Origin of the sequence: Candidatus Sysuiplasma acidicola (assembly GCA_019721035.1) — an archaeon.
Taxonomy (GTDB): Archaea; Thermoplasmatota; Thermoplasmata; order Sysuiplasmatales; family Sysuiplasmataceae; genus Sysuiplasma; species Sysuiplasma acidicola.
Genome location: JAHEAA010000013.1, coordinates 1 through 26687, shown reverse-complemented (window position 1 = coordinate 26687; position 26687 = coordinate 1). Strand labels below are relative to the sequence as shown.

The following is a 26687-nucleotide window of genomic DNA, read 5'->3' as shown; positions in this document are numbered from 1 at the left end:
GGCTCAGAGGTTCCTCGGCCCTCTTTCAGACACCCCACCTCAGCCGTTCTGACAGCGGCGCCGGCAGACCGTGCTTCATATTATTGGAAATAATCTCTTCGACATCGTACGGCACTCTAATTATGCTCTGCTTCGATTCCGAAAGGACAACGCACGAAGCCCTCGCATCGCCGTCCCTGGGTTGTCCGACTGAGCCTGGATTCAGGACAGTGGCCGATGACATTCGTTTTACGAATGGTATGTGTGTATGTCCAAGCACCGTGAAGGGTTTGCGGGAGTATGCGGCGAGACGTTCGTCGACCAGATCTTCGTATGTATAATCGTCCGGCCAGAATGGCGAACCGTGGAATATCGCTATTTCCCCGAGTTCCGCACTTTCATGAAGACTCTTCAGGAAGTCAATATTTTCTGGCTTGAGCTGAGAAACAGTCCACCTTAACGCTGTAGCTGCGAGTGCATTCATGCTGGTGTAATCTTCCCTGGCGGCGCTGCGGTCATGATTTCCGAGAATGCAAGTGGTTCCCCTGTCTCTGAGCAATTTTATCACCTCATTCGGCATAGAATTGTAGCCAACAATGTCGCCAGCGCAGAGGATGTCGTCTACTCCCTCTGCATCCAGACGGCGCATGACTTCCCTGAGTGCAGGGTAATTGGAATGTATATCCGAAATTACACCGTACTTTTTCATCTGTTGTTCTCCAGTTGAGAAGCTAGAACTTCAGGTATGGCTTCAATGACATCGCTTGCGATCATGCCGAATGACTTCCTGCCAAAGCACAGATCACCTGCGCAGCCGTTCATATAGGCTCCGAGTCTTGCCGCATTGTATCCATCCAGTCCTTTAGACATCAGAGCGGTAACGACGCCTGCAAGGACGTCTCCAGTTCCTCCCACTGTCATTCCTGGGTTTCCGGTGTCATTCAATCTGACGCGCTTGCCGTCACTTATTATGTCGACGGCGCCCTTCAGTAGTATCGTTGCGCCTAGTTTTGCAGCCCATTTAATCACCGTCTCCTTCCTGGAATCCAGGTCATCATCAAGACGCACGCCCGTGAGTGCTGTGAATTCGCGTGCATGGGGTGTTATCACAACGTCCTTTCCGGAAAGTATGGAGTCGTGCCTTCCCGCAACCTCTATGCCGCCGGCATCTATGACAAGGGGGGATGAAATGCGAGCTATGAGTTTCCTGATAAACTCCGCGGATGACGCATCGGTTCCGGGACCGACAAGCACAGCACTGCTCTTTCCGATCCAGCTCATGATGTCGTCTATACTGTCCGGAGAAAGTGATCTATTTCCTGCTGGAAAGGCCATGATTGACGGTGAGAATGAAGCAACTGTCTGCACAAAGTTGCCGGGAACGAACGTGTAGACCAGATCGGCACCCGTTCTGTACGCTGCAATCGATGCAAAAACAATCGCTCCGCAGAAGGCTCCTCCCCCTACCACGGTGATAACACCGTTGTTACCCTTATGCGAAGCACGTTTCGGTACCGGATAGAGTTCCATCTCTCCCGGCCCGGTATATTTCATGGCTCTTTCCGGAATGCCTATGTCCACAGTGATGATGCGGCCGCTGTTTGACTCGTTCATGCCTGATTTCGTGTCCATGAAAGTGACTGTAACGTCCGGCGATACGCGTTCGTCGTAGGGAAATCCCGATGGAACATCGACAGAGAGTACAGCAGATCCGTTTCGTCTTGCTTCATTGATCATCTGCACGATTTTCAGGAACTCACCCGAAGGCGGTCTGTTTATGCCAGATCCCAGAAGGCAGTCGACAATGAGCGTCTTCTTCATCTCCGGTGATTCGAGGATGGATGCGTCCCTCACGAGACCGGAAACCCTGTCGAGTTTCTCCTCAAGGTCCGGTTTGCGCTGTATGCCGGGTCCACCGACCAATATCACAGACACGTCGCGTCTGCGAGATAGTATGAATGCGGCGACGAATCCGTCACCGCCGTTGTTTCCGGGTCCGCACACAAACACTACGTGCTTCATTGTTCCGAACTCGGCGTCTATGGTGCTCACGATACGCTTTCCTGCGTTCTCCATGAGTGTGGAAAGGGGAACTCCTGCGGCCTCCGCGTTGCGGTCAGATATCCTGGAATCAATCATTTCCAGCACTCAAAATGCACACTCCGCGGATTTGTCCGGCATTTGTTGCTCACTTCTTCATTTTATTGCAGATTGCCTTCAGCAGTTCTCTCTTACTCATCTTGTCGTCGACAAAAACCCTTCCCTCCTTCCTGAACCACTGGGATGGAAAGCATGCGTCGCCGTCTATTTCATGCTCGACACCTATCGCTTTTAGTGCATCCGAGATCATCTGCACGGTTGGAGTTTCGACCGCGTCCTTTCTGTTCACCCTTCTTCCCTGTTTCCTCTTCAATCCTGCATCGAAATATGATGGCCATACAACCCAGCGTTTATTTTTGGTCATTGCACTCAATAGATTGAGCCCGATTAAATAATTCTTGTCATGTTAATATGTGGTTGTGTGCACATTCTAATCTGCAAAATCCAATGGAAGGAGCAACGAAGTAATAGATGTAATGCATACAATCGTATCCGAGATACGATATGAAGGTTCCGTATAATATAGCAATAATCGGCGGCAGCCAGGCCGACAAAAGACATCTTAAGCTGGCTTACACTGTCGGCAAGCTTCTCGCTGCAAGGAGCGCTATCATTATATGCGGCGGTTTGACCGGTGTCATGGAGAGTGCGGCGAAAGGCGTGAAAAGCCGTGGAGGAATATCTGTCGGCATCCTTCCCGGCGGGAATCTGGTCGAGGCTAACCCTTTTCTTACCGTCCGGCTTCCAACCGGCATAGGTTACGCACGGAACTTTCTCATTGTGAGGGCATCCGAGGCCGTCATTGCCATCGACGGCTCAAGCGGCACAATCTCGGAAGCCTCTTTCGCCCTGACTGAAGGAAAATCGGTGATATCTCTGGACAGTTTCAGGCTCGCGACATTAAAGGACGGAGACGGGAAGTTCATAGTGGCCGAATCGGCCAAGGATGCAGTGGAACTGGCAATTTCCGCTGCCTCAAAGTACAGGCGCAGTCATGCACAATAACGGAAATGCCGCCGATATTGGTGCTCAGGACGTATTTTTCAAAGATTATATGAGCCACTGTCGTATTTGCCTCTCATAATATTTCGGAGTTGTAGCTGATGGAGGATCAGGCCGGATTTGAACTTGCTGAAAAATGCCTCGACATTGCGCTGCAGAACGGCACAGAATATGCTTCGGTAACATACAGAAACAGCAGAACTTTTACAATGCTCTTCAGAAACGGCTCTCTTTCTGTAATCTCGCCTGACACAGACTACGGTATAGCTGTCAGAATAGCAATGCCCGGAGGGATAGGTTTTTCCGCCACCAACAAACTCTCGGTCGCAGGAGTCAGGGCCGCGGTTGGAAGAGCGAGGTCAATGGCGCGAGCCTGCAGGAGCAGGGCGCCTGATTTGAAGAGCGGAAGCAGCAGGACCGCTGCATGGAGCGTGGCGCAGAAGATACCTTTTGACAGTCTTGATGATAAACAGAAGGTGGGCAGGATTGTCGAACTTGACAAAAGCATCGCTTCCTCAACGACACTGAAGTCATTCAGGCAGATTTATCTGTCAGAAAGGATGGAAACAAAATTCTACGTCGACTCCGAGGGTACGAAGGTCGTGGGTGTGGATCCAAAGATAGTGCTCACTTATTTACTGACACTCGTGAATGGCGGCGATTCTGAACAGGTGCACAGGGATTACGGATATACGGGTGGATATGAGGCACTCGAGCACTGGGACATCAACGCATCATCCACGGATGACGTGAAAGGGATTCAGCGGCTGCTCGAGCGGGGAAAGACAGCAAAGAGGGAAAAACTGGACGTGATTTGCGGGCAGGAGGTCACCGGCATAGCATGTCATGAGAGCTGCGGACATCCGATGGAGGCTGACAGAATCATGGGCAGAGAGGCATCGCAGGCCGGAAAATCCTTCGTTTCACTGGATTCCATCGGGGAGAAGATAGGATCAGAGCTTGTGACCATCGTCGACGATCCGACGATTCCAAACAGCTACGGCTATTATGCATTTGATGACGAAGGCATCGAAGCAAGGAGGAGGACCCTTTATTCCAAGGGAAGGATCAACGAATTCCTTCAGAACAGAGAGAGCGGCGGCAAGACAGGCAAGGGAAGCAACGGTGCAGGCAGATCCTCTTCATTCGAAATGGAACCACTTGTGAGAATGGCCAATACCTACCTCCTTCCGGGTGACTGGGAAGAGGATGAGATGATTGCAGACGTGAAGCGCGGCATCTTCCTCAAGAGTTTCACAGAATGGAATATCGACGACAGGCGATTCAACCAGAAGTATGTGGGCAGGGAAGCATACATGATCGAGAACGGCGAAATAACAATACCGATCAGGGCTCCTGTGCTGGAAATCACGACAAAGGGATTGTGGGGTTCTGTGGATGCAGTCGGCAAAAACGTCAAATTCTTCGGCGGATCGTGCGGAAAGGGGGATCCGATGCAGGGTATGGCTGTGGACATGGGCGGACCGACGATCAGGGCCAGAGACATTGTAATAAAGTGAGGTGATGAGTTTGAATGCAGACAATCTCGCAGACATTTCAGAGAGAATAGTTTCAGAGGCTGTCAGGGCAGGGGCAGACGATGCCATAGTGAGCGGCATCAACTCCGATACAAGACAAATCAGATTCAGCGAGAACAGAATTGACATTTTCAACAACTGGAATGACACCTCCTTTCATCTGTTCCTGGCCAGGCAGAAAAGGGTCGTTGCCACGACGATAAAGGGAAATGACGATTACAGGGAGGCAGTGAGACGGGCAATTGAAACTGCGGGCAACTCTGAGCCGAGCAGCGATTATTTCGGCATAGCGAAATCGACGAAGGCACGAAATTACGCATCGTCGGAGTCACCGGTGTCCGATGCGACGCTTTCCGGCTTTGCACATGATGCGATCAATGCGGCCGTCAGGGACGGCTCCAGCAGCTGCTCCGGCTCGCTTTATGGCAGTTTTTATACGAGATGCGTCGCGTCTTCCTCGGGAATAAACAGGAAAGAGCGCGCCGGTTCCTACTATCTCTCGATAAGGTGTTTCGCGGGAGAAGAGGCGAGCGGCCATTCAGTGATTTCGTCACTGAGAAGCCGCGGTTTCCATCCTGAGAGGGCGGCGGAGAAAGCCGCCATGATTGCATCGAGCGCGGGCAAACCAGGCAGTTGCGAGGAGGGGAAGTACGACACCATTCTGGATCCGATGGTCGTGGCCACGCTCACATCCCATGTTGGCATGATGGCATCGGCGTATCAGGTAGTCTCCGGCTTTTCCTGTCTTGGGGGAAAAATTGGAAGACACATCGCTTCGGAGTCAGTTACCATTGAAGACGATGCGGAAAGAAAGCTCTACGGCTTCAGGCGCTTTGATGATGAGGGTGTTGAAACAAGAAAGACGAAGATCATTTCCCGGGGAGTATTGAAGTCGTATCTGCACAATACTTCCACTTCAAAGAAGTTCGGAGTAAGGAACACGGCAAACGCAGGGCTCATTGAACCAGAAGCATTCATGCTTTCTTTTGACGGCGGAGACAGGACACGGGAAGAGATGATTCGTGAACTGAAAGACGGGTTGTATATCAACAATGTCTGGTACACACGATACAAAAGTTATGCGAGAGGCGATTTCTCGACGATACCTAGGGACGCAATACTTCGTGTAAAGAACGGAGAAATCGTCGGCTCGGTGAAGGGAATACGCATAACGGAAAATTTGATTGGTCTCATGAAGAGAGTGAGCGCTGCTTCCAGGGAGCGGGAACATCTGAGCTGGTGGGGTGAGTCTTTCACTCCGAGCACAGTGCCTTACATAACTGTGAAGAAACTCAATGTAACAAGATCATCCGATCTTTGATGTATGCACATCAGCGCAGAGGATTTATTTCTGCTCAGGTGGCATCAGTATGGCGTTGATTACTCCGTCCTGTCCAGGTCTCGATGTTACAGTCGCCAAGCCCAGCTCTGTCTGAATAACCGCGCCCTTGTTGATTATGTTTCTCTGCGTAAAGTTGGGGTTGGCAGAATTCTGTTTCACCGTGATAATCTTGGATCTCTTGGTAGTGCCTGTGGCGGCATCGGTTACGTTCGCAACATCGTCTGAAAGGACTCTGGACTTGGAATTTCCGCCCTTCGTCCTATATAGCTTTACGCTGTGCTGACCGAGGAATGTGAACTGTTTTTCCCTGCCGACTTCAAATCTTCTCTTCTTTCTGCTCTGGACATATCGACCGCCCGTCGACTTTCTTCTTGCCCTGCCGTTCCAGACTGCCATGCATCTGTGGGTTTATGTAACGTCGTATAAAAACTTTGCCGACATCCGTTCATGAGAGCATTCGACGTGTTCAATCACAGCGAGAATGCGAAACCAAATCCGAGATTGTGGAAGACAAGCATGTAAGTGAGCAGGAATCCAATGATTGTGCCAGAATTGAGCAGCGGGAGTCCTGCCTGGGCTTTTCCCTTTGAGGTCAGTCTCATAAGGATGATGAAGCCAATCATTGCCCCTGTTATGCACCCTGCCGCCACTGCCATGTTTCCGGGTATGCCATGGAACAGTGATGTCGGCAGATTGGAAAATGCGCTTATAGTAAGCACTCCCGGAATGATCATGTCGCCGAGACCCACATACAGGGCGTCGCGTTCAACAGGTCCCTCGGAATGTATGTCTGCACTGCCTGCCTTCCTGAAATTGCTGAAACCGCTCTTCCTAGGTACCATCAGTACGATCGGAAGGTTAAGGTCCAGCGCCCCCTCGGCAACGTCAAGCATGTGTTTGGTTCTATATACTGCTATGAAATCGTATGCAGCCATCGCCGCAAGGAGGACGAATGCAGGCAGTATGCCAAGTGAGATGCCGAATATTGCAGTGATGCCGCTGGCCATGATGAAGCCCCACGTGTCGACGACATACCACTCCGGGTAACGCCACAGTGCGACGCCAATGCCAATCATCACTGCCAGCGACAGATATAGATCCAGTTCAGGCTGCGTCGGCATCAGCAGGAAGAATATAGGAAGGAGGACATATACTGCGGAGAGCGAAACAACCGAAATGAAAATCACTCTGAGCCAGTTTCCCTTCTTCATTTTGAAAATGTAAAGCATGAGGCCAGTGAATACTATAAGCACGCCCACATAGATGAGCGGAATCAGCGGATTCGTCTGTCCCTGTTTTCCGAATGCCTGATATCCGAAGACTTTGTACTGCGGCACCAGTGCAAGCGCGACTAACTGCACGCCCAGAAACAGCAGGGCTGTCGCAGAAGCGGGAATATAGAACGAAAATTTTTTTCCTTCACCCTGCAATGTGATGTGCCTCCGTTCATGGAACTATGTTTGCAAAAGCTATCGTCCCGCTCATCTTTCCTATTCTTACCTTGACTGTGGCACCTTTCTGTGCGCCAGGAACATAAATGATGTATCTGTCGATTCTGGCGACACCGTCGCCTCGCGATCCCATGTCCTGTATGGTTACTTCGAGTACAACACCCTCTTTCAGCCCAGTAACCTCCTCAGGCTTCACGGTCTTCTTCACGTGGACCGGTCGCTTTGCTCCGCATGCCTCGCACTCAAGTACCAGTATCCTACCCTCCTTGGTCATTCTAGTGTCGGGTCTGCCGCACTCGGAGCAGATGACATACGTGTCCGAGTACTCTTTCAATCTTTCTGTCATCTGCATCGGGTTAAGTTTCGACTTGAACACCACTCTACGTCCCTCGATTGTGCCGGGTGTTCCCAACTCACGCAACAGATACTGTAGCAGGTGCTGCGGATCTCTTCTCAGACGCTCGCTTATGTCTAGAAAGTTCCTGAGTACGGAACTCTTTCCCTCCGCAATGAGATCTGGTTCTGGTATCTGAAACCGTTCACCGCTGGAAGCGGTTGCGGGTATTTCGGATTTGGCCCTCTTCAGAAGGTCCTTGTAATTCAGTGCCTCTGTGGTTCCGGACATTATAATCTTACCGTCATTTGGTTAGCTTAGCTTCCATATAAAGCGATCGTGGATGGAATCCGCCTCAGCCGCAGTCATGCTATTCTGTATTTTTGTTTCATTGCCGCTCTCACAAGTCCGAGGTGAAGCGGAGAAGGCCTCGTCGGCCGCGACTTGAGCTCCGGATGAAACTGCGAACCGATGAAATAGTCAGCGCCCTTCAGTTCGGCAATCTCCATCCTTCGTCCGTCTTCAGATTTGCCCGTGAAAATCAGCCCTTTCGAAACGAAGTCAGATTTCATCTCCGGATTCACTTCATAGCGATGTCTGTGTCTTTCGAATATCTCGTCCGTGCCGTAGAGTCTGTGGGCGACGCTCCCCTTCTCGATTATTATTTTGTGTGCTCCGAGACGCATTGTTCCGCCTTTTTCAGAGACTGCTCGCTGCTCCGGCAGCAAGTCAATGACAGGGTAAGGTGTGTTAGGATCGAATTCGGAGCTGTTAGCATTATTGAGGCTGAGAACATTTCTCGCAAAATCAATGACAGCACACTGAAAGCCGAGGCACACACCCAGATACGGTTTGTTGCTCTCCCGAGCGAATCCTGCGGCAGTTATCTTTCCCTCTATTCCCCTGTGACCGAAGCCTCCGGGAACGAGTATCGCATCTGTCCCTGCAAGTATGCTCTCGGCCCCGTGTTTCTCAATCTCTTCCGCCTCGATGAATTTTGCGTTCACCTTACACCCGGTCTCGGCTGTCGAATGTCTGAACGCCTCGATGTGGCTTATGTAAGCATCTGCGAGTTCTGTATACTTGCCGACTATTGCGACGTCCACACTGTATTTTGGATGCATGAGTCGCTGGTAGAAGTCTTTCCATTCCCTGAGATCCTGTTTCCCTGGTTCAAGTGAAACCTTGTTCAGGACGTAATCTGCAACCCTCTGCTCGTCAAGCATCATTGGAATACCGTAGATTGATTCTATGTTGGGTGCGCTTATCACCGCTTCGACCGGTACGTTACAGAAGAGTGAAATTTTTTCCTTTATATCTGATTCTATATCCCTTTCGGCCCTCGCAACTATGATGTCCGGGTCGATGCCTATGGCTCTCAACTCTTTAACTGAATGTTGCGTCGGCTTTGTCTTCTGTTCTCCGACCGCACCGACCTCCGGTATGAGTGTAGTATGAATGAAGATGCATGCATGACCTTGTTCTGCGGGACTAAGGTCCATTCTCATCTGCCTCACAGCTTCAAGAAACGGCATGGATTCAATATCACCCACGGTCCCGCCAAGTTCCACAATCGCGATATCTGCTCCGGATGCCTCGGCAACTCTTGCAATCTCTCTTTTTATCTCGTTGGTCACGTGCGGTATAATCTGGACGGTCTTGCCAAGATACGCGCCTTTTCTTTCCTTGCTGATGACCCTGAGGTATATCTTTCCTGTCGTTATGTTATGATCGCTCGAAAGGTTTGTGTCCAGGAATCTCTCATATGTCCCAAGATCCAGATCTACTTCCCCTCCGTCGTCCAGCACAAATACCTCACCGTGCTCGAACGGGTTCATCGTTCCAGCATCGGTGTTGAGATATGGGTCTATTTTAATCGCAGTTACGCGGTAACCTCGCGATACCAGCAATCGTCCAAGAGATGCCGCAGTGGTCCCTTTTCCTAGTCCGGAAATCACACCACCCGTGACAAAAATATATTTCATTGCATCACGGGATTGGACAATTGATTATAATGGTATTTCAATCTTATTGTGACTCGCCTGCGACAATCGAAATTCATCAGCGGTATGTTTGTCCGCCGCTTTCTATGTGCATTATTGCCGCCGAAGACTCACACTATTGTCCTGAATGATGAAATTTCCTTTTTCAGCCTTTCTATCGGGGCCACCGGAGTTGGGTCAGTATTGTGCAGTATCGCGAGATAGTAGCTTGTTATGTCACCAAGAGCCATCATCTGTATGAACGAACTCAGCGGATTCCCTTCACGCAGTTTCACTACCTTGATTTCGGTCCTGGCCGAAATCAGTTTCTTTACTACCTCCACTCTCCTTACCATCAGTGGATGCTCAGTGCAGTCTTCAAGCAGTACTATCCTGTAGCGCGAAATATCGCTCTCCATCATGGGTATCCATTCATTGTGGTTCAGTTCAGGCAGCACACTGAGCCACGCAAAAATCTTCGAATTCTCGTTGAATTGAGTCTTCATCCTCTCGCCAAGCGAATACAGACCGGGTGTCGTCACTATGAGGGGAGTTCTGTCTCCTATCCACTCAGCCATCATCTTCGCATCATTCTTTTCCTCAGGCACATCTCTGGAAAGCGAAGCTATCGTGCTTCTTGCTGCCTGAATTCCGTCCATGATGGTTTTCGAAAAATCATAAATTGACAGTCTGGTTGCGATGCCGATTATAGTACCTAGCATATAGCCGACTGCAGCCCTGGGCTGAAGTCCTGCCGGCATTCTTATGTAAGGCAATCCATGCTGCCTAGAGATGCTTTCCATTTCGCCCCCGGATGAAATTGCGATTGAAGGGATGCTCCTCCGCACCGCATCTCTCAGACTCGACACACTCTCTTCCGTGTTTCCCGAATAACTGACAGCGATGTGCAGCGTGTCTTCACCGATCAACTTGGGGAGGGCATAATTCCTGTTCACGTTCACCCCGAACGACGTGTACCTGTCTATGATGTCTTTGAACAGATCTCCCCCGATAGCCGAACCGCCCATTCCGGAAATCAGGAACGAGGATGTTATATGCCTCACCTTGTCTTGCGTAAGGTTCGACGCGAGTTCCCAACCTTTCTCCAGCTGAAAAGGCAGAGAGACGATCGACTTGAACATATCCTCCCTGTCAATTCTGTCGTACGTTTCCGCTCTGTCAAGCATTCCTGCGTCCATCGGTTGGTAGACTGCATATCAACTATTTTACCCGAACTGGCGATATCGTGCTGTGAACGAACTCATCTCTTTCTGATAGGCGAATAAGACGAAATCTATTTACCCTATACCCGCAACTCACCGTTTGCTGCGTCGCAGGTTGAGTGTTGGTGTGTCTGAAAATAATAGGATTCGCGTGATGGCATCGGGTGTTTTTGACATAATCCACTTGGGTCACGTTCATTACTTGGAGGAGGCCAGGAAACTTGGTGACGAACTCGTCGTCGTCGTCGCGACGGACAAGACAGTGCGACGTATGAAACACGAACCAATAACGCCAGGAAACATGCGCGTCCAGCTCGTCAACTCACTTAAGCCGGTGGATAAGGCAGTTCTGGGACACGAAGATGATATTTTCAGAACTGTTGAAGAACTCAAACCCGACATCATCGCGCTCGGCTTTGACCAGAAGTTCAACGAGACGGAATTGCAGAAACAGCTAGAGCTCCGAGGACTTGGCCACATAAGAATAATCAGGGTTTCGAAGATGGAATACGAGAGCTTTGATCTGGACGGTACAAGGAAGATTATTCAGCGTGTTCTGGAATGGTATGCTCTGGATAAGAAACTCAAACCGGTGGAGGGCAAGGAATCCGGCTTGAACTGAACGTGGCGCGCGGCTGATGCACCTGAATTGACCATGCTTCACTGCTTCGCAGCGGACTGTTGACCGATAATAATAAGAAAGGCAATAAATTACAACTTCTCTGTGATTATAGTCGGAGGCTCGAGTAGCAGGGGTCTCACTGCTCATCTGGCAACCGAAACGGGAAGCACCGTGGCGTCGACAGAGATCAGGTGCTTTCCGGACGGAGAGAAGTATGTCAGGGTGCTGACTCCTGTTGTGAAACAGGACGTAATTATTGTTTCGGCAACATATCCGGATTCTAGCATCATCGAAACACTCTTCCTTTTTGACGCAGTGAGGCGAGGACGGCCGAATTCAGTCAGGCTCCTGATACCTTATTATGGCTATCAGAGGCAGGATAAACTGTTCAAGGAAGGTGAATCGATAGGTGCTGAAGTTGTTGCCAGCATCCTTGATGGTAAATTTGACGAAATCATAACAATCGACCTGCACGCGGAAGGTGTTTCCAATTATTTCAGGAAGACAAAGATAAGGAATTTCATCGCATCGCCGCTGATAGCTAGGTATTACAACAAGGCAGGCATAGATATCGTGATTTCACCCGATGGTGGAATCCGGGCTGTTGAGTATGCAAAACTGGCCGCCCATCAGCTTGGCTGTGAATATGACTATTTCCTGAAGGAAAGGATAGATGCGAATAACGTTAAACTTTATCCCAAGAAGGTTGACGTTTCGAAGAAGTCTGTGCTCATTGTGGACGACATAATAGCCACAGGTGGCTCCATGCTTGCTGCGATGAAGAGACTTTCTGAACTCGGTGCATCGGCCATATATGCCGGCTGCACGCATGGTCAGTTCACTAACGGCGCTCTTGCGAGGCTCAGAGAGCATGCCAAAGAGATTATATCGACCGACACAATCGAGAGCGAGGCGTCAAAAGTGTCTGTCGCGGCAATCGTGTCCGAACACCTGTTCCAGCTGAAAAGATGAACAGCGGCGATCCAATGGTCTGCGAAGATGGCATGATAGTACTCGATTCCGGCGTCGGAACTGGCACTCCGGTGTGATTTAGGTGAAGAAGGAAGAGGATTTCAGCGAATGGTATAATGAGATTGTGGAAGAAACCGGCCTGACTGACAAGCGCTATCCAATCAAGGGTATGAATGTCTGGCCCGCCTATGGCTGGAAGACCATGCTCCTTATAAACGCAGCAATCAGGCGGGAATTCGATTCGCGCGGTCACGACGAAGTGTATTTTCCGCTGCTCATCCCGGAAGACCAGTTTCAGAAGGAAAAGGAACACATCAAGGGGTTTGATGCCCAGGTTTTCTGGGTCACGAAGGCCGGGAGCAATGACCTTGATGTGGATCTGCTGCTCAGACCAACGAGCGAGACTGCAATGTATCCTGTGTTCTCGCTCTGGATAAGATCTCATGCCGACCTGCCTCTTCGCGTGTATCAGATTGTGAACACTTTCAGATATGAGACTAAGCAGACTAGGGCGTTCATCAGGGTCAGGGAGATACAGTTCATAGAAGGTCATACCTGTCATGCGACATTCGAGGAGGCAGAAGCGCAAATTGAAGAGGACCTGGATATAATGCGCAGCGTGGCTGCCGATCTGTGCATACCGTACAGGGTCATTCGCAGAATTGAGTGGGATAAATTCCCAGGGGCTTATTATACGCTTGGCGTAGACACCATGCTTCCCGACGGCAGGGCCCTGCAGATAGCTTCAATACATCAGTACAGGACGAACTTCTCCCTGCCATATGAAATATTCTTCGAAGAAACTGACGGAAGCAGGAAACCAGTGCATCAGACAACCTATGGCATGAGTGAGAGAATGCTTGGCGCTGTAGTCGCAATACATGGCGATGACAAAGGACTCGTCATGCCCCCGGCTGTTGCCCCAATTCAAATACTGGTGGTGCCCATTCCCGCAAAGGGCAATGCCGAATCCATCTATGCGGAAGCGCGTAAGCTGGCGAAGCACATAAACAATCACGGCCTGAGAGCTCATGCAGATGAACGCGATATAAGGCCCGGAAACAAGTTCTATTACTGGGAGAGAAAGGGCGTTCCGATAAGGCTGGAACTGGGGAAGAGAGAGATCGACGAGGGTTTTGTCACTGCAGTCAGGCGCGACAGCGGTAAAAAGACGCGCATCAGCGCTTCAGATATCATACGCGAGCTAGGTGTTCTTCTTAAAGAGATGGCATCCTCTATGCTGAAGAAGGCGGAGGAAGAAGTGAAGAGCAAAGAGTTCGATGTGCACGATCCGTCTGCCATAAAGGACGGATACAACAGAATGCAGTGGTGCGGATTGGAGCTATGTGGCAGAAAAATCGAAGAACTGAGCGGCGCGAGTCTTCTGGGAACCATTCCGGGGGAAAAGCGCTCGGGGGGCAAATGCATCATCTGTGGAGCTGCCACGGAGTACGTCGTATATGTCGCAAAAACAATGTGAACTGCCGGCGTCTGGAGCAGGCATGCTTACTGAACTGATGTTTTCTTCCTGAACATTATGAAACCGAGCAATCCAAGACCGAAAAAGAACAGGAATATTGCATATACGCCTTCATTGCCGCGTTGCAGCATGTTCCAGTCTCCGTAAGCAACTCCGTATGCGTAATAGAACGAAAGTCCGATGATCATCATGATCACCGAGCCCACTACCTTCAGTTTACGTGCCAATTCGGCGGAACTCATCGGAAGCCAAACTGGACGGTGCTTAATAAAACTTGCCGGTTTGCTCGCTGTGGAATGCCACCTCAAGTAGCGGTGTAAAGACTGTGCTTGAAATTCTCTCTACGATCAGATAAAATTAACATTGAGCACCCACATAACAGGCGCTGGTGGAACATTGAATATAGTGAGAGAAGGGGACATGATTGCAATCACGCTCGAGGATGGAGAGGGTGTTGTTGAGTCCCTGATTCGGGCATGCGAGCATGCGAGTATCACCGCCGGTATGATTGTATCCGGCATAGGCATGGTGCGGGATGCAGAAATAGGATACTGGGACGGCAAGAAGTACAATGTGGACAGATACGGGAATCCGTCGGAACTGCTTTCTATGCACGGGTCGATAGCAACTGACGGCGGCAGACCATCGGTGCATATACACGTGAGCCTAAGCGGGAAGGATCACAACTCCTTCGGCGGCCATCTCGTCGGTGCGATAGTCAACAATGTGAACGAAATTGCCATTCTGAAGTTTTTCTCAGGCAGCTTCAGAAGAGAACTCAATGAGCGAACGGGACTCCCCACACTCAAAATCGATCATGGTGGTAATTAACCGCACAAGAGGGGAAGTTATATTAGTCGTAATGCACTGAATGAATGTTGGTGCTAGTGAAGGAAGGTGTCGCATATGGGAAGAATGAACAGATTCATGAGAAATGGCAGGTCTCTGATACTCGCTTATGACCAGGGATTGGAACATGGCCCGACTGATTTCAACGAGAGGAACGTCGATCCTGCATACGTGATTGATATAGCAAACCATGGGGGCTTTGATGCATTCGTATGCCAGAAGGGCATTGCGGAGAATTACCACGATTTGCTAGACATACCGTTGCTTCTGAAGCTCAATGGCAAGACGCAAATCTATGGAAAAGAACCGCTCGCCAGGCAGAACTGCTCGGTTATCAGGGCCGAACGACTCGGTGCTGCCGCAGTCGGATACACGATATATCTCGGGAGTCAGTTTGAGCCTGAAATGGCGGCCGAGTTCGGTAAGATTGAGGAGGAGGCTCACGATGCCGGTCTCGCAGTTGTGCTTTGGATATACCCACGCGGCGAATACGTCAAGAACGATACGGCCAGAGAGATGGTCGCATACTCTGCGCGTGCAGCTCTCGAACTCGGAGCGGATGCAGCCAAGATTAAATACACCGGTGACAGGGAGAGCTTTGCATGGGCCGTAAAATCGGCTGGCCGTATACCCGTGTACATGGCAGGTGGAAAGAAGACGAAGAATGAAGATGAATTCTTGCATCAGGCGGCAGAATGTGTGGCTGCCGGTGCGACGGGCCTCGCCGTTGGCAGGAACGTCTGGCAGAGCGACGATCCCATCGCATTTTCTAAACGGCTGAACAGTGTTGTTATTGACGGATCCAAAGCCGCACCGTCGAAGAAAGCGTGATAGCTTTGAGGATCGGAATACTCAACGGAGGCGGCGACTGCGCGGGGCTGAATGCAGTAACCCGTGGTGTTCTCAGGGGGGCGGAAGAGTATGGTCTTGAAGTTATGGCAATCAAGAGAGGCTGGGCCGGGCTTCTGGACGGGGAGGCGGAACGCATCCGCTATTCTGATTTTGAAGAGCTTGTCGGGGCAGGAGGAACCGCGTTGCTCACTTCAAGGACGAATCCAATGAAGCGAAAAGACGGGCTCCTGACAATCTCGTCGAATATCAAGAAAATGGAACTTCATTGTCTGATTGCCGTCGGCGGAGACGATACGCTCGGCGTGGCCGCGGAACTTTCAAAGCTCGGACTCAACGTCATTGGTGTGCCAAAGACTATTGATAACGATCTGGCAGGCACCGACTACTCCTTCGGTTTTTTCACTGCGGTAGACGAAGCAATGCACCTCATCGAAAGCCTGCGCACCACAGGCGTGTCGCACGGCCGCGTGATGGTCGTAGAAGTCATGGGCCGCGACGCGGGCTGGATATCTGCGTACGCTGGAACTGCTGCGGGTGCCAACCTGATAATGGTACCGGAATTCGAAACGCCGCTGGACAAGGTTGTAGATGCGGTGAAGAAGAGGCACAATGAAGGGAAGCGAGGCACAGTCATTGTTGTTGCAGAAGGTGTCAGGCTGGTATCCAGGGAAGGCACTGAAAGGGATGAGTTTGGCCATGAACTTATTGCAAAGACTGAGGGCTTGAGTAACGCTTCCGCCATAGCGAAGTATATTGAAGGGAAGACGGGAATTGAGACAAGGGCAACCGTGCTTGGTCACGTGATAAGGGGAACGAGCCCCAATGCCTATGACCGAGTGATGACAACTATGCTCGGATTCAAGGCCGTGACTGCTGCGAACGAGGGGCGGTTCGGTATAATGGTCGCAATCAGAGGTTCCGGAATAGTGGAAGTGCCTCTTTCTGAGGGTTCGAAGAAGAAATACCTAGACAGCGAAACATGGAATATTTTGTCAAAGTTCTTTGTCTGAACTGTCTGTATGGCCTCAAACCTGTGCGCGAAATCTGCTGATTCTTTCAGGCTACATTCAAGAGAACTTTGCCTTTTCTGCCGTGCTCGTCGAGTCTTTTCAGCGCCTCCGGCAGCTTGTCAAATGAAAATGTGGAATCTGCAATACCCTTCAGTTTACCCTCACTCATGAGTCTGAGAACAGTGCCAAGGTCTCCCCTGTCTGCGCTTGTTGAACCTATGTATTCTGCCTGTATAGAATATAAGTGCAGAAGATTTATTTCTGCTTTGATTCCAGTGAGTGTTCCGCATGTCGCGTATCTGCCCATGGGTGCAAGCAATGAAACGCTTGACTGCCAAGTCGATGCTCCCAGCGGGTCGACGACCAAATCAGCGCCTCTTCCATCTGTCATTTTCCTCACCTCAGAGGCAAGGTCGACGTTTCTAGTGACGACATGGTCTGCTCCGAGACTCTTGACCATGCCTTCCTGCTCCTGTCTCCCTGTGATTGCGATGACCTCACAGCCGTACATACTTAGGAGCTGCAGTGCAAACAGACCAACGCCGCCCGTCGAGCCCATTACTACCGCAACTTCGCCGATCTCCGGGCGCAGTCTCCTGACGAGGTGCCACGCTGTAGCACCGTCCACAGGCGCCATAACCGCCTGATCCGGCTCCAATCCGTCCGGCACAGGTATCACGTTAGATGCTGGAACATTGACAAGTTCACTCCAACCCCCGTGCCTCTGGAGGCCTATCACGTAAGGAGCTGTGTCAATGTGCTCGTTACCGAGGCAGGCACTCTCCTTTCCCCTGAGGCAGTAATGACACTTACCACAGAATAGTTTTGGATTGACGGCGACTTCCATTCCTGCCTGAAGGTTGGAAACACCTGCTCCTGTTTCCTCAACTTCACCGATGAACTCAGCACCCGGCACGTGAGGGGTCTGCAACCACTGAAAACGGCCAGTTATCACCGACCGGTCAATCGGGTTCACGCAGGCCTTTGAGACTCTGATGCTCACCTCGCCCTTCCCAGGCTTATTGCCAGTTTCATCGCACAAGTGCAGATGGTCGTAACTACCTAGCTTGTCAAGAGTCCATGCCTTCATGATACTCCCTCAACGTCTGGGTCGGTCTTATCATTTTCGTTCCGTATGGCAAACTTCCAATTAAGAGCTATCCTAAGATTTGCGGCATTTCATCAGTCTGTCCGTTCAAGTCACATTGTAAAACGTCCGGCATCCTGAAATCCGATTGAATTGAGCTCGTCATGAGAGGCATAGCCTGATAAAAAGTAAATTGTCGCAATAGCAGCATATGGAACCGCGTCAAGAGTGCCATGTCAGCAATAGTAATATATGCGGTACGTTGTCGAATTTGTATGCCACAACAGCGGTGAGACAATGGCGGAATCCAGTTCTCATGACGTAGCAAACGGGGAGGGTTTCGATGGAATGGCTTGGAGAAGTGTAGAATCCGATATAGAATCTATACAGGATTATTATGACAGTGCCGGTTCCGCAATCTCATTCGGCTTAATGGATAGATGGAGGAAGAAGGCAGCCCTTGAGACAGGTGATGACATGCGCGTTATTGAGGTAGGAAGCGGTCCTGGCTCATTTTCCCGTTACCTGAGGGGAAAGGAAGTCGTGCTGCTTGAGCCAAACGAGAATATGCTCAGGCGTTCAGTCCGAGACAGACTAGTCGCAGAACGATATGTGCCTGTGATTGGCGTGGCGGAACACATGCCGTTCATCGAAGATGCATTCGACAGAGTCATGTCCGGTTTCTCTTTCAAGAACCTGCTCGACAGGAACAGTTCACTGCTTGAAATGAAGAGAGTTCTGCGCAAGGGTGGCAGGGCCGTCATCATAGATATTGCGCTGCCGGATACTAGATTCAGGCGTTCTTTCATGAATTTCTATATGAAGCACATACTATACCGCATTGCATTTCTCACCGTGCCTAAAAAGGTCAAGAAGGAATGGGGGCACAATCCTTGGAAGCATCTCAGTTTGTCTTACATGTCGCTGGGTGATCCGAGGGAACTGTCGGAGGAGATGGCGAAACTGGGTTACGTGAATTCACGATTCAGGTACCTGATGACACACGGTGTTGCAATAATTTGCGGAGATAAATAATGCACTCACCCAGCAATGCGGTTAATTTCTTAATCAATAAATTTTTATCGGGCATCAATATCGCAGGCAGGACATGATTGGCAGCAAGGTAAGAATCATCATTTTCAGGATAATTATAGAGCCGCACCTGCTGATAAGTCTTCTTTATGCGGTGCTCGGCGGTCTCATGGCATTCAAGCAAGGCTTCTATTCAGCTCCCCTGTTCGCGCTAACCGTCATAGGAGCAGTCGGTTCACAGATCGCGGCAAACACATTTGACGAATATTTCGACCACAGATTTGGCACAGACCTGCTGACTACAAAGACGGCTTACAGTGGGGGTGGCAGGATTATCTTTAATGGAGGCCTGAATCCGTCCGATGCCTTCAGGGTGGCATCTGTAGCTCTTGTTTTCTCCTTCTTCGTAGGCATATACCTATCCCTTAGAAGTGGATGGGAACTAATACCGCTGTTTTTCCTCGGTGGGTTGGCCGGAACATTCTATTCGACAATCTGGCAGAGAAAAGGACTTGGCGAATTAATGCTGTGTGTCATAGGGCTGATTGTTATGGGCGGCTACTTTGTGCAGGCACATTATTACTCTGCCTCCTCCGTTTATCTTTCTATTCCGTGCGGCCTGCTCATCGCCAACCTGGTCATAATGAATGAGGTGCCGGACGCCGAAGCTGACGCGAAAACCGGGAGAAAGAATGTTACGACTACGCTTGGCCGGGAGAATGCAATACGCGCGTACTTCCTCATCGCCACGTCCATTTATGCGATCATACTCATAGGTATCGCATCAGGGCTGGTGATACCGCTCGCCGCGATATCGCTCATGTCCGCCCCGCTTATATACAGCGCCTATATTTATGCTAAACCAGGACTCGCCAGCATGGATCACCTGGTCAAGGCACTTAGGAACAATATACTCGGTATGTATGTATTCATAGTGATGCTTGTTATAGCGTATGCGATATGACCTCACGACTATGCATAAACATGAAGACGATGTACACTGGACGCTGATTGTATGAATGTCAGAACGATCGTCAGCGGTCTGCGTTTCCCGCTGTACTGGGCATCGGGTGGCCCAATAGTCATAAGCGCCGCACTTGCCATATATATGCATGATTTCACACATCCACAGTTCTGGGCAACAGGCTCATTGGCCCTGTTTGTGTTTGAGATAGGCGTGAACCTCTTAGCGGAGGTATCGGACGGCATGGAAGGTGTGACAGTGACACAGTCGGAGACATGGATTCCCACCGGACCGTACCTTATGGAGAAAAGCGGATTGCCACCAAAGAAACTTCTTATGTACGGAGCTGCGTGTTTCGCCCTGTCAGGCATCATGGGTCTCTATTTGGCATCAGTGACAGGCTTCGCTGTAATCCTGTCACTCGGCGTAGCGGGAATGATAATGACCTATGTCTATGCGTTTCCGCCGGCCGAGCTTGGATTCAGAGGTGTAGGTGAACCAGTGCCGTTTCTCGCCTTCGGACCATTACCTGTCGTCGCACTATTCTACCTTTCCACCGGCGGCGCGCTGACTCCCCTACCGCTCCTCTTCTCACTTCCGACGGCATTCTGGATCACTGCCGTGAGGTATGCCCATCATCTTCCTGACGAAGGACACAGGAGGGCCAAACGATACAGAAAAGTATACGGTGCAAGGCTTGCACACGCCGTGCCTGTTCTTACGCTGCTCATGGGATTGGCAATTGTATCTACGTCTATTCTCTATCCGTTCACAGGTATCGGCGTCTTTCTGCCGCTCTCTATGTCGATTCTCCTCAGCCTCAATATCGTGAGACTGCTGCGTGAATGCGCATTAAACCCGATCTGTATTTCGCGTCTCACAAGGCATTTTGTTGCTCTCCAGTTTATCGGTACCCTGCTAATCGCCCTTGCCCTTCTTGTCCATTTATGATGCGATCGTACGAACAAGCTTAAAGGTTGAATCGGAAATAATCATAAAAGGTGCAATCGTGATTGCAGTAATCCGACGCCCGTTCGGCACTACAGGCTGGTCGTTGCCAGAAAAAACGCATGAGCACGGATCCGGACGCGTGTCGGTTGTGATAAGCGGTGTTGAGCTTGAAACAGCGCCCGAGGGGCAACTAAGAGCGCTTATCTCTGCTTCTGGAAGGGAACCGCTGCGCATGCATATTGCAGGAGACAGTGTACTGGTTATTGAGGGGGAAGAGAACGGCATTAGCGAAGCTGTATCAGGGCTGCAGGATTCTGCTGCGCGGGAGTTTCCTGCCTCATTGAATGCAGCAATGATAAACGCCATCACAGGAGGCGTAAAATCCATCCGATGCGACAAAATGACGCTTGATTTTTCAGAACCGAGAATCATGGGCGTACTTAACGTAACACCCGACTCCTTTTCGGACGGTGGCATGTATTGTGATAAGCAGAGTGCAGTCGACAGGGCGCTGCAGATGATCGAAGATGGAGCATATATTGTCGACGTTGGCGGGGAGTCGACCAGGCCGGGTTCGTCGCCGGTCAGCAGCGAGGAGGAACTCAGACGGATTCTGCCTGTCATTCGTGAGATACGCTCCCGAACTGCTGTGCCGATATCAGTGGATACATATCACCCCGATGTTGCCAAGGAGGCGCTGAGGGCCGGAGCGGATATAGTAAACGATGTGACTGGGCTACGAACCGGAGAGATGAGGAATGTCATACGCGACGCGGACTGCCCGTTCGTCACTATGCACATGCTTGGCATGCCGGCGAGCATGCAGAAGAGTCCACAGTACGAAGACGTCGTCTACGAAGTCATGCGTTTTCTGGCGGAGAGCCTGCGCATTTCTGAAGAAGATGGCATAGACGTGACAAAGGGAATTGTGGATCCGGGCATAGGATTCGGAAAGAGCTTCCAGCACAATATAACGCTGCTTAACAGGCTAGATGAATTATTGACGCTTGGTCACCCGGTTCTGTTAGGTGCTTCGCGCAAATCGTTTATAGGTAGCATCACTGGGGGAGGGAAGCAGAACAGACTGGAAGGGAGCCTGGCCGCTGCCGTTCTGGCATATGCAAAAGGAGTTAAGCTGTTGAGGGTGCACGATGTCCTTGAAACACGTCGGGCACTCAGTGTGGCTCGATGCATAGTGACGGGAAAGATGACGGAAGACAGGCAACAAACTGATGAGCGACCGTGACCTGCAGCGTTTGACCAAAATATCACATGTGGCTGTAGACGTTGTACAGATCCCTCATCATTCTGAGCAAGGACACTCTGCCGGAGATGGTGTCCTTTGCTGTTTTCGACAGCTTCCTTTTCCCGAATCCTTCCACGCGAAATACGGCTGACATGAAATCACACACGACTTTCGGATAGAGTGAGAAAATCCGTTCGTTATGGAGAGCGTCGTAATTATCCTCGGCGGCGGACATCTCAGCCATCAGCCCATCAGCCTCCAAATGTTTTGTATATGTCATCAGGGAACTACGGTCGAAGGAGCCGGCTGCTGCAGCATCCTTAAATGTCCGCGCCGCGGCCATGCCAGACGTCATGGCTAGGTCCACTCCCCTGTATGTGTAACCGTTGTTTATGAAAAAGCCTGCGGCATCGCCTGCAACAATGAAGCCGTCGCCCACAAGGTTTGACGGTTCCCTGGGCACGCTGTTCGGTATCATGTGGGCCGAATACTCTATGATCTTGCCTCCTCTGAGCACTCTCTGCATATGTGGGTGAAGCCTGAATGATTCGAGCAATTCGTGGACCTCGAGTCTTCTGGAAGACAATTCAACCGGGTCCACTACTATCCCGATTGAAACGCTTTCGCTGTTCGTATACAAGAACGCTCCGCCTGCTGGCATGTAACTGCTGGGGTAGCCGACGAAGATCTGTGCCAGTCCCTCTTCATCATCCAGGGAAAATCTCCTGTTTATTTCGTCTTTTCCGAAATAGACTGTTTCTTTCACTCCGACCTTCATCTGCTGCGGTGTCACGTCATTTCTGACACCGCCAATTCTCGACAGTGTGGCAGTGACACCTTCTGCGTCTATTACACACGATGCTTCCAGCCTGTCTCCGCCGGAAACAATGCCTCTAACCCTGCCATCCTGGATTAACAGGTCGTCGACCTTGGTGGATGTGACGATAACCGCTCCAGCTTCCTCCGCCTTTTCAGAAAGCCACTTGTCCAGTCTGCTCCGTCTCGCGACAAAACTGTCTGCATCCCTTGCCCGAATCCTGTGATCGGCGAAATTCACAGTTGTGCATCTGTCATCGTCCATCAACCCGACAGACTCGCTGACGACAAATCTCTCGTACGGTATGCTTTCAGGATAGTCCGGAAAGAGCTTTTTCAGTACATGGGCATAGACCCTGCCGCCGAACACGTTCTTTTCACCTGCAGACTTTGCCCTCTCGAGAAGCAGAACCTTGAAACCGGATCTGGCAGCCTCCAGCGCTGCTGTGCTGCCAGCTGGTCCGGCTCCAACGACGATCAAGTCAAAACTGTCCATTTCATTTCTCTCCAGTGGCACGTACCTCTTTGGATGTTAAAAACTTTCAATTGATCGACTGCAACGCTGCGGAAAACTGACACACACATCAGCGCGCATCGGCGGAATAAGCTCCAACTTCTCAATGATACACTCGGTCCGAGCGGTATGAAAACAATATCGTTAGGCTATTCGAAATGACGGTTATCGTGAATTGACCGTGCGCAAACTGTTTATTCTTCTGTCTATCTCAACTCGATTTCGCAGCATCATGCATTGCTTCTTTAGTGGGCGTAGAAGTCCTTCATCCGGCTCTTGATATGGCCGTTATGACCATATCTATTTATTCACTCTGTATTCTGTCCTCTCTGCAGATTGAAAAATGGATGTATATTGCAGGAAGTGAAAATATGTCAGGAGTACACAAAATTTCAATGATTGGGGCGGGAAACGTCGGAGCGACTGCCGGCCAGAAAATCGCCGAGAGGGACATTGCTGACGAACTCGTCTTTGTGGATGTTGTCGAAGGTCTGCCGCAGGGAAGGGCGCTGGACATGATGGAGTCGGCACCAGTTGAAGGTTTCAACACAAAAATCAGCGGCAGCAACGACTATTCTGCCATTGCAGGCTCAGACATAATTGTCGTGACAGCCGGGCTAGCGAGGAAACCTGGCATGACCAGATCAGACCTTCTTGACAAGAATGCGACAATCATCTCCTCTGTTTCGGAGAGCATCAGGAAACACGCACCCAATTCAATCGTGGTAGTAGTAACTAACCCGATGGACATAATGACGTATCTACTCTTCAGGAAGACTGGTTTTCCGGGCAGCAGGGTAGTGGGAATGGCCGGCGTGCTGGATACCTCAAGATTCCGCACCTTTGTTTCCATGGAAACAAACGCGTATCCATCACAAGTGTCCGCATTCGTCCTTGGCGGACACGGTCCTTCTATGGTGCCGGTCATCAGCAGTAGTAGCGTCGGAGGAGTTCCTCTTGTTCAATTACTTGAAAGAGAAAAGATTGATGAGATAATCAAGAGGACGAGGATGGGCGGCGACGAAATTGTCAACTTCCTCAAAACAGGCAGTGCGTTCTATGCCCCTGCTTCGTCGATATACGAAATGGTGCAGTCCATTGCGCTTGATGAAAAGCGGATACTGCCATGCTCTGCACACATAGATGGCGAGTACGGCATCAGGGACATCTACACCGGTGTACCCGTCATACTCGGAAGAAAAGGTGTCGAGAAAATTATAGAACTGTCCATAACGGCTGAAGAGGCGGAAGCGCTGAAACAGAGTGCCGAAAGCGTACGGAAGGATGTACAGCTTCTGACTGACCACAAATTCCTCTGATTGGTCACCACAGCGTAAGAGAAGCACGCAAAAGGTCAGTTTATGACTGGTAGGAATCTGCTCGATCTGTAGTTCTTTCCGAGCCTGCCGTATATCGGCAACTGACAGGAGCAGTTGCGGCATCTGTTTCGGTCGTCGAGATTCCAAGATGTTATGTTGAATCCGTGCCTGCCCACTGCGACCGCGCCGCATTCCGGGCAGTATGTGTTCTCAAGCGGATGACCCGGAACGTTGCCTATATAGACATAGCGCAGGCCCTCCTCCCTTGCGACGGCACAATGCGCTTCCAGTGTCTCGACAGGAGTGTCTGGAAAATCCATCATTCTGTACTCAGGATGGAACCGGAGGAAATGAAGTGGTGCATCAGGTCCGAAATTGTCGAATATCCACTTCGCCAGACTCCTCGCCTCATTCAGGTCATCACCTGCCTGTGGAACCACAAGATCTGTGAACTCTACATGAATGTCTGTCTTTCTTATTTCCAGGAGATACCTGAATATGGGTTCGGCATCCGGTATGCCTATGTAGCGTCTCACAAAGTTCCTCTCTGCATTGCCCTTGAAGTCGACAGTTATGGCGTCGAGGAATGTGCCGAGCATATGCGCTCCCTCGGGTGTCCCGTAGCCGTTGGAAACAAAGATGTTGAATAGCCCTCTCTCATGGGCAATTTTTCCTATGTCAGCGGCGAATTCCATATAAATCGACGGTTCGTTGTAGGTGTAAGCGATGCCCTCGCATCCATGTCTCATCGCGGTTTCCACGACCTGCTCGGGTGTCATCTCGCGTCCCTCTGTCTTTCTCCTCTGACTGATATCGAAATTCTGGCAGTAATGGCATAGCCAGTTGCAACCGGTTGTGGCGATCGAAAAAATGCCGGTTCCCGGATTGAAATGCACGACTGGCTTCTTCTCAATCGGGTCGATGTGACCTGATATCACTCTGCCGTAGGCCGCCAGATACAGCTTGCCGCCTGCATTCTGCCTGATGCCGCACAGGCCTGTCTGGCCGTCGGCCAGACGGCAATATCTAGCGCAGGCAGTGCATCTGACCTTGCCCGCTCCCACCTGCTCATACAATAAGGCTTCCTTCATTACGGCATAGTACAACGTGTGCGCCGGTTAAAAAGGGTTTTGAAAAGCTGCGCCAGAAAGTACAGTTGATATGGTAGTGAGCACCGATGCCGCGTCCTAGTGTATGATCATCTCGCAAATGTCGGCAGCAATGATACTGGCTGCAGACAGGACATGAGGCTTCCTTCCTATCTCGCGGGATACCTGATGCCTTAACACTTGCCAAGTGTGGGAAAAAGGCTGGCAAGGCAGGTTGTGTGAACCAGCATGCTCTGTATTCGGCGCTATTAATCCCAGACTCCCGCTGTTTTAGGGAATTGGTGTCTCGATTCCAAGCTTTTCCATCAATATCCTGGACTGCTTCGGTATCTCCGACAGCACCCACCTGTCACCTATCTTCATCTTAGATATGAGCGACAGGTGGAGCAGTACATCCTTTGGCGAATATTTCTTGAGCATCTTCTTCCTGAACAGCAGGTCGTAAACCCTGTAATAGAGCAGGAGTGCGACGAAGTTTATGAACATCCAACCCTGCATGCTGACATCGCTCCTCATGTAGGAGCGGTCGGCATGCAGCGTGTTCTTGAACGTGTCGAATGTCTGTTCAATCTCGATCCTCCTCTTCAGAAGCTCGTAAACCTTGTGAGCCCTTGCAGTCGTGTTCGTTATGACTGCAATGGTGCCCATCTTCTGCATCTGTTCATGGTACGATGACATCTTCCCCTTACCATCCTTGATGCGTGCAATCATGTCCCTACCCTCCTCTGTCCTGAGGTCCTCGTCAAGGAAGAGGATGACCCTCCTCTTTCCCGTCTTCTTCATCCTGTGCCATATTACCCTGTCATCGAACATGAAACAGCCGTCGAATCCTGTGCGTATGTCACCCCTTGCAGGTGAGTAATCGATGAATGCGCTGTCCCTCTTGAGCGGGAGTATGAAGCGCATTCTCTCC

27 protein-coding genes are annotated in these 26687 nt (G+C 50.6%); 14 read left to right on the top strand and 13 right to left on the bottom strand.

Features of this window, described 5'->3' with window-relative positions:
* Nucleotides 1-25 precede the first annotated feature (25 nt).
* Genes KIS30_06935 through KIS30_06925 form a run of 3 tightly spaced genes read right to left on the bottom strand, consistent with a single transcriptional unit; the run spans nt 26 to nt 2443 of the window.
* Entirely contained in the window at nt 26-688 is a 663-nt protein-coding gene (locus KIS30_06935; protein MBX8646472.1) for a YfcE family phosphodiesterase, read from the bottom strand.
* The gene (locus KIS30_06930) at nt 685-2127 is read right to left on the bottom strand and encodes an NAD(P)H-hydrate dehydratase (protein ID MBX8646471.1); all 1443 of its coding nucleotides are present in this window, start codon (nt 2125-2127) and stop codon (nt 685-687) included. The genes KIS30_06935 and KIS30_06930 overlap by 4 nt, the downstream gene beginning before the upstream one ends.
* A gap of 40 nt (nt 2128-2167) precedes the next feature.
* Entirely contained in the window at nt 2168-2443 is a 276-nt protein-coding gene (locus tag KIS30_06925; protein MBX8646470.1) for a signal recognition particle protein Srp19, read from the bottom strand.
* Between the two features lie 140 nt (nt 2444-2583).
* Here KIS30_06925 and KIS30_06920 point away from each other — a divergent pair, with 140 nt between their 5' ends.
* The 3 genes from KIS30_06920 (at nt 2584) to KIS30_06910 (ending at nt 5940) form a co-directional block, all read left to right on the top strand.
* Complete coding sequence (locus KIS30_06920; protein ID MBX8646469.1) at nt 2584-3084, top strand: TIGR00725 family protein; 501 nt, start codon at nt 2584-2586, stop codon at nt 3082-3084.
* Nucleotides 3085-3182: 98 nt separating this feature from the next.
* Nucleotides 3183-4601: a TldD/PmbA family protein gene (locus tag KIS30_06915; GenBank protein MBX8646468.1), complete on the top strand. Its 1419-nt coding sequence runs from the start codon at nt 3183-3185 to the stop codon at nt 4599-4601.
* Nucleotides 4602-4611: 10 nt separating this feature from the next.
* The gene (locus KIS30_06910) at nt 4612-5940 is read left to right on the top strand and encodes a TldD/PmbA family protein (GenBank protein MBX8646467.1); all 1329 of its coding nucleotides are present in this window, start codon (nt 4612-4614) and stop codon (nt 5938-5940) included.
* A gap of 24 nt (nt 5941-5964) precedes the next feature.
* Here KIS30_06910 and KIS30_06905 read toward each other — a convergent pair whose 3' ends face one another.
* The 5 genes from KIS30_06905 to KIS30_06885 form a co-directional block, all read right to left on the bottom strand.
* The gene (locus tag KIS30_06905) at nt 5965-6357 is read right to left on the bottom strand and encodes a 30S ribosomal protein S8e (protein ID MBX8646466.1); all 393 of its coding nucleotides are present in this window, start codon (nt 6355-6357) and stop codon (nt 5965-5967) included.
* 74 nt (nt 6358-6431) lie between these two features.
* Nucleotides 6432-7391, bottom strand: coding sequence for a hypothetical protein (locus KIS30_06900; GenBank protein MBX8646465.1), 960 nt, complete (start codon nt 7389-7391; stop codon nt 6432-6434).
* Between the two features lie 16 nt (nt 7392-7407).
* Nucleotides 7408-8037, bottom strand: coding sequence for a translation initiation factor IF-2 subunit beta (locus KIS30_06895; GenBank protein MBX8646464.1), 630 nt, complete (start codon nt 8035-8037; stop codon nt 7408-7410).
* A gap of 74 nt (nt 8038-8111) precedes the next feature.
* Nucleotides 8112-9731, bottom strand: a complete 1620-nt coding sequence (gene pyrG, locus KIS30_06890; GenBank protein MBX8646463.1) for a CTP synthase (glutamine hydrolyzing) — start codon at nt 9729-9731, stop codon at nt 8112-8114.
* Between the two features lie 128 nt (nt 9732-9859).
* The gene (locus tag KIS30_06885) at nt 9860-10915 is read right to left on the bottom strand and encodes a bifunctional phosphoglucose/phosphomannose isomerase (GenBank protein MBX8646462.1); all 1056 of its coding nucleotides are present in this window, start codon (nt 10913-10915) and stop codon (nt 9860-9862) included.
* Nucleotides 10916-11105: 190 nt separating this feature from the next.
* On the opposite strand from KIS30_06885, the gene KIS30_06880 reads away from it, so the two are divergent.
* The 3 genes from KIS30_06880 to proS all read left to right on the top strand — a co-directional run bounded on the left by KIS30_06880 (nt 11106) and on the right by proS (nt 14025).
* Nucleotides 11106-11573: an FAD synthase gene (locus KIS30_06880; protein MBX8646461.1), complete on the top strand. Its 468-nt coding sequence runs from the start codon at nt 11106-11108 to the stop codon at nt 11571-11573.
* Nucleotides 11574-11675: 102 nt separating this feature from the next.
* Nucleotides 11676-12545, top strand: coding sequence for a ribose-phosphate diphosphokinase (gene prs / locus KIS30_06875; protein MBX8646460.1), 870 nt, complete (start codon nt 11676-11678; stop codon nt 12543-12545).
* Nucleotides 12546-12627: 82 nt separating this feature from the next.
* Nucleotides 12628-14025 carry a proline--tRNA ligase gene (gene proS, locus KIS30_06870; protein ID MBX8646459.1) on the top strand — a complete coding sequence of 466 codons (1398 nt, stop codon included), beginning with the start codon at nt 12628-12630 and terminating at the stop codon, nt 14023-14025.
* A gap of 26 nt (nt 14026-14051) precedes the next feature.
* Here the strand turns inward: proS and KIS30_06865 are convergent, their stop codons facing one another.
* Nucleotides 14052-14267: a hypothetical protein gene (locus tag KIS30_06865; protein MBX8646458.1), complete on the bottom strand. Its 216-nt coding sequence runs from the start codon at nt 14265-14267 to the stop codon at nt 14052-14054.
* Between the two features lie 154 nt (nt 14268-14421).
* Between KIS30_06865 and KIS30_06860 the strand changes: the two genes are divergently transcribed.
* The 3 genes from KIS30_06860 to KIS30_06850 all read left to right on the top strand — a co-directional run bounded on the left by KIS30_06860 (nt 14422) and on the right by KIS30_06850 (nt 16736).
* Nucleotides 14422-14856 carry a DUF296 domain-containing protein gene (locus KIS30_06860; protein MBX8646457.1) on the top strand — a complete coding sequence of 145 codons (435 nt, stop codon included), beginning with the start codon at nt 14422-14424 and terminating at the stop codon, nt 14854-14856.
* Between the two features lie 75 nt (nt 14857-14931).
* Nucleotides 14932-15705 carry an aldolase gene (locus tag KIS30_06855; protein MBX8646456.1) on the top strand — a complete coding sequence of 258 codons (774 nt, stop codon included), beginning with the start codon at nt 14932-14934 and terminating at the stop codon, nt 15703-15705.
* A gap of 5 nt (nt 15706-15710) precedes the next feature.
* Nucleotides 15711-16736: an ATP-dependent 6-phosphofructokinase gene (locus KIS30_06850; protein MBX8646455.1), complete on the top strand. Its 1026-nt coding sequence runs from the start codon at nt 15711-15713 to the stop codon at nt 16734-16736.
* Nucleotides 16737-16782: 46 nt separating this feature from the next.
* Here the strand turns inward: KIS30_06850 and KIS30_06845 are convergent, their stop codons facing one another.
* Nucleotides 16783-17826, bottom strand: a complete 1044-nt coding sequence (locus KIS30_06845; protein MBX8646454.1) for a zinc-binding dehydrogenase — start codon at nt 17824-17826, stop codon at nt 16783-16785.
* 294 nt (nt 17827-18120) lie between these two features.
* Between KIS30_06845 and KIS30_06840 the strand changes: the two genes are divergently transcribed.
* From KIS30_06840 to folP, 4 genes are all read left to right on the top strand, one after another.
* Nucleotides 18121-18858 (top strand): class I SAM-dependent methyltransferase, encoded by a 738-nt coding sequence (locus KIS30_06840; GenBank protein ID MBX8646453.1) that lies wholly within the window; start codon nt 18121-18123, stop codon nt 18856-18858.
* Between the two features lie 73 nt (nt 18859-18931).
* Complete coding sequence (locus KIS30_06835) at nt 18932-19819, top strand: prenyltransferase (protein ID MBX8646452.1); 888 nt, start codon at nt 18932-18934, stop codon at nt 19817-19819.
* Between the two features lie 51 nt (nt 19820-19870).
* Nucleotides 19871-20770, top strand: coding sequence for a prenyltransferase (locus KIS30_06830; protein MBX8646451.1), 900 nt, complete (start codon nt 19871-19873; stop codon nt 20768-20770).
* A gap of 352 nt (nt 20771-21122) precedes the next feature.
* Nucleotides 21123-22016: a dihydropteroate synthase gene (folP, locus tag KIS30_06825; protein MBX8646450.1), complete on the top strand. Its 894-nt coding sequence runs from the start codon at nt 21123-21125 to the stop codon at nt 22014-22016.
* Nucleotides 22017-22038: 22 nt separating this feature from the next.
* On the opposite strand, the gene KIS30_06820 is transcribed toward folP, so the two are convergent.
* Entirely contained in the window at nt 22039-23349 is a 1311-nt protein-coding gene (locus KIS30_06820; protein ID MBX8646449.1) for an FAD-dependent oxidoreductase, read from the bottom strand.
* Between the two features lie 368 nt (nt 23350-23717).
* Here KIS30_06820 and mdh point away from each other — a divergent pair, with 368 nt between their 5' ends.
* Complete coding sequence (gene mdh / locus KIS30_06815) at nt 23718-24665, top strand: malate dehydrogenase (protein MBX8646448.1); 948 nt, start codon at nt 23718-23720, stop codon at nt 24663-24665.
* A 35-nt stretch (nt 24666-24700) separates the two neighbouring features.
* Here the strand turns inward: mdh and amrS are convergent, their stop codons facing one another.
* Both amrS and KIS30_06805 read right to left on the bottom strand, forming a co-directional pair.
* The gene (gene amrS / locus KIS30_06810; protein MBX8646447.1) at nt 24701-25756 is read right to left on the bottom strand and encodes an AmmeMemoRadiSam system radical SAM enzyme; all 1056 of its coding nucleotides are present in this window, start codon (nt 25754-25756) and stop codon (nt 24701-24703) included.
* A 288-nt stretch (nt 25757-26044) separates the two neighbouring features.
* Nucleotides 26045-26687: transposase (locus KIS30_06805; GenBank protein ID MBX8646446.1), on the bottom strand; the 643-nt coding region annotated here is incomplete at its 5' end.

Bases quoted from the DNA above. Each gene is read 5' to 3' on its own strand.
- amrS (MBX8646447.1), bottom strand. From the start codon at position 25,756: ATGAAGGAAGCCTTATTGTATGAGCAGGTGGGAGCGGGCAAGGTCAGA.
- KIS30_06865 (MBX8646458.1), bottom strand. From the start codon at position 14,267: ATGAGTTCCGCCGAATTGGCACGTAAACTGAAGGTAGTGGGCTCGGTG.
- KIS30_06840 (MBX8646453.1), top strand. From the start codon at position 18,121: ATGGCGGAATCCAGTTCTCATGACGTAGCAAACGGGGAGGGTTTCGAT.
- KIS30_06830 (MBX8646451.1), top strand. From the start codon at position 19,871: ATGAATGTCAGAACGATCGTCAGCGGTCTGCGTTTCCCGCTGTACTGG.
- KIS30_06885 (MBX8646462.1), bottom strand. From the start codon at position 10,915: ATGCTTGACAGAGCGGAAACGTACGACAGAATTGACAGGGAGGATATG.
- KIS30_06845 (MBX8646454.1), bottom strand. From the start codon at position 17,826: ATGAAGGCATGGACTCTTGACAAGCTAGGTAGTTACGACCATCTGCAC.
- KIS30_06855 (MBX8646456.1), top strand. From the start codon at position 14,932: ATGGGAAGAATGAACAGATTCATGAGAAATGGCAGGTCTCTGATACTC.
- KIS30_06895 (MBX8646464.1), bottom strand. From the start codon at position 8,037: ATGTCCGGAACCACAGAGGCACTGAATTACAAGGACCTTCTGAAGAGG.
- KIS30_06905 (MBX8646466.1), bottom strand. From the start codon at position 6,357: ATGGCAGTCTGGAACGGCAGGGCAAGAAGAAAGTCGACGGGCGGTCGA.
- pyrG (MBX8646463.1), bottom strand. From the start codon at position 9,731: ATGAAATATATTTTTGTCACGGGTGGTGTGATTTCCGGACTAGGAAAA.
- folP (MBX8646450.1), top strand. From the start codon at position 21,123: ATGATAAACGCCATCACAGGAGGCGTAAAATCCATCCGATGCGACAAA.
- mdh (MBX8646448.1), top strand. From the start codon at position 23,718: ATGTCAGGAGTACACAAAATTTCAATGATTGGGGCGGGAAACGTCGGA.
- KIS30_06925 (MBX8646470.1), bottom strand. From the start codon at position 2,443: ATGACCAAAAATAAACGCTGGGTTGTATGGCCATCATATTTCGATGCA.
- KIS30_06915 (MBX8646468.1), top strand. From the start codon at position 3,183: ATGGAGGATCAGGCCGGATTTGAACTTGCTGAAAAATGCCTCGACATT.
- KIS30_06835 (MBX8646452.1), top strand. From the start codon at position 18,932: ATGATTGGCAGCAAGGTAAGAATCATCATTTTCAGGATAATTATAGAG.
- KIS30_06880 (MBX8646461.1), top strand. From the start codon at position 11,106: ATGGCATCGGGTGTTTTTGACATAATCCACTTGGGTCACGTTCATTAC.
- KIS30_06920 (MBX8646469.1), top strand. From the start codon at position 2,584: ATGAAGGTTCCGTATAATATAGCAATAATCGGCGGCAGCCAGGCCGAC.
- KIS30_06935 (MBX8646472.1), bottom strand. From the start codon at position 688: ATGAAAAAGTACGGTGTAATTTCGGATATACATTCCAATTACCCTGCA.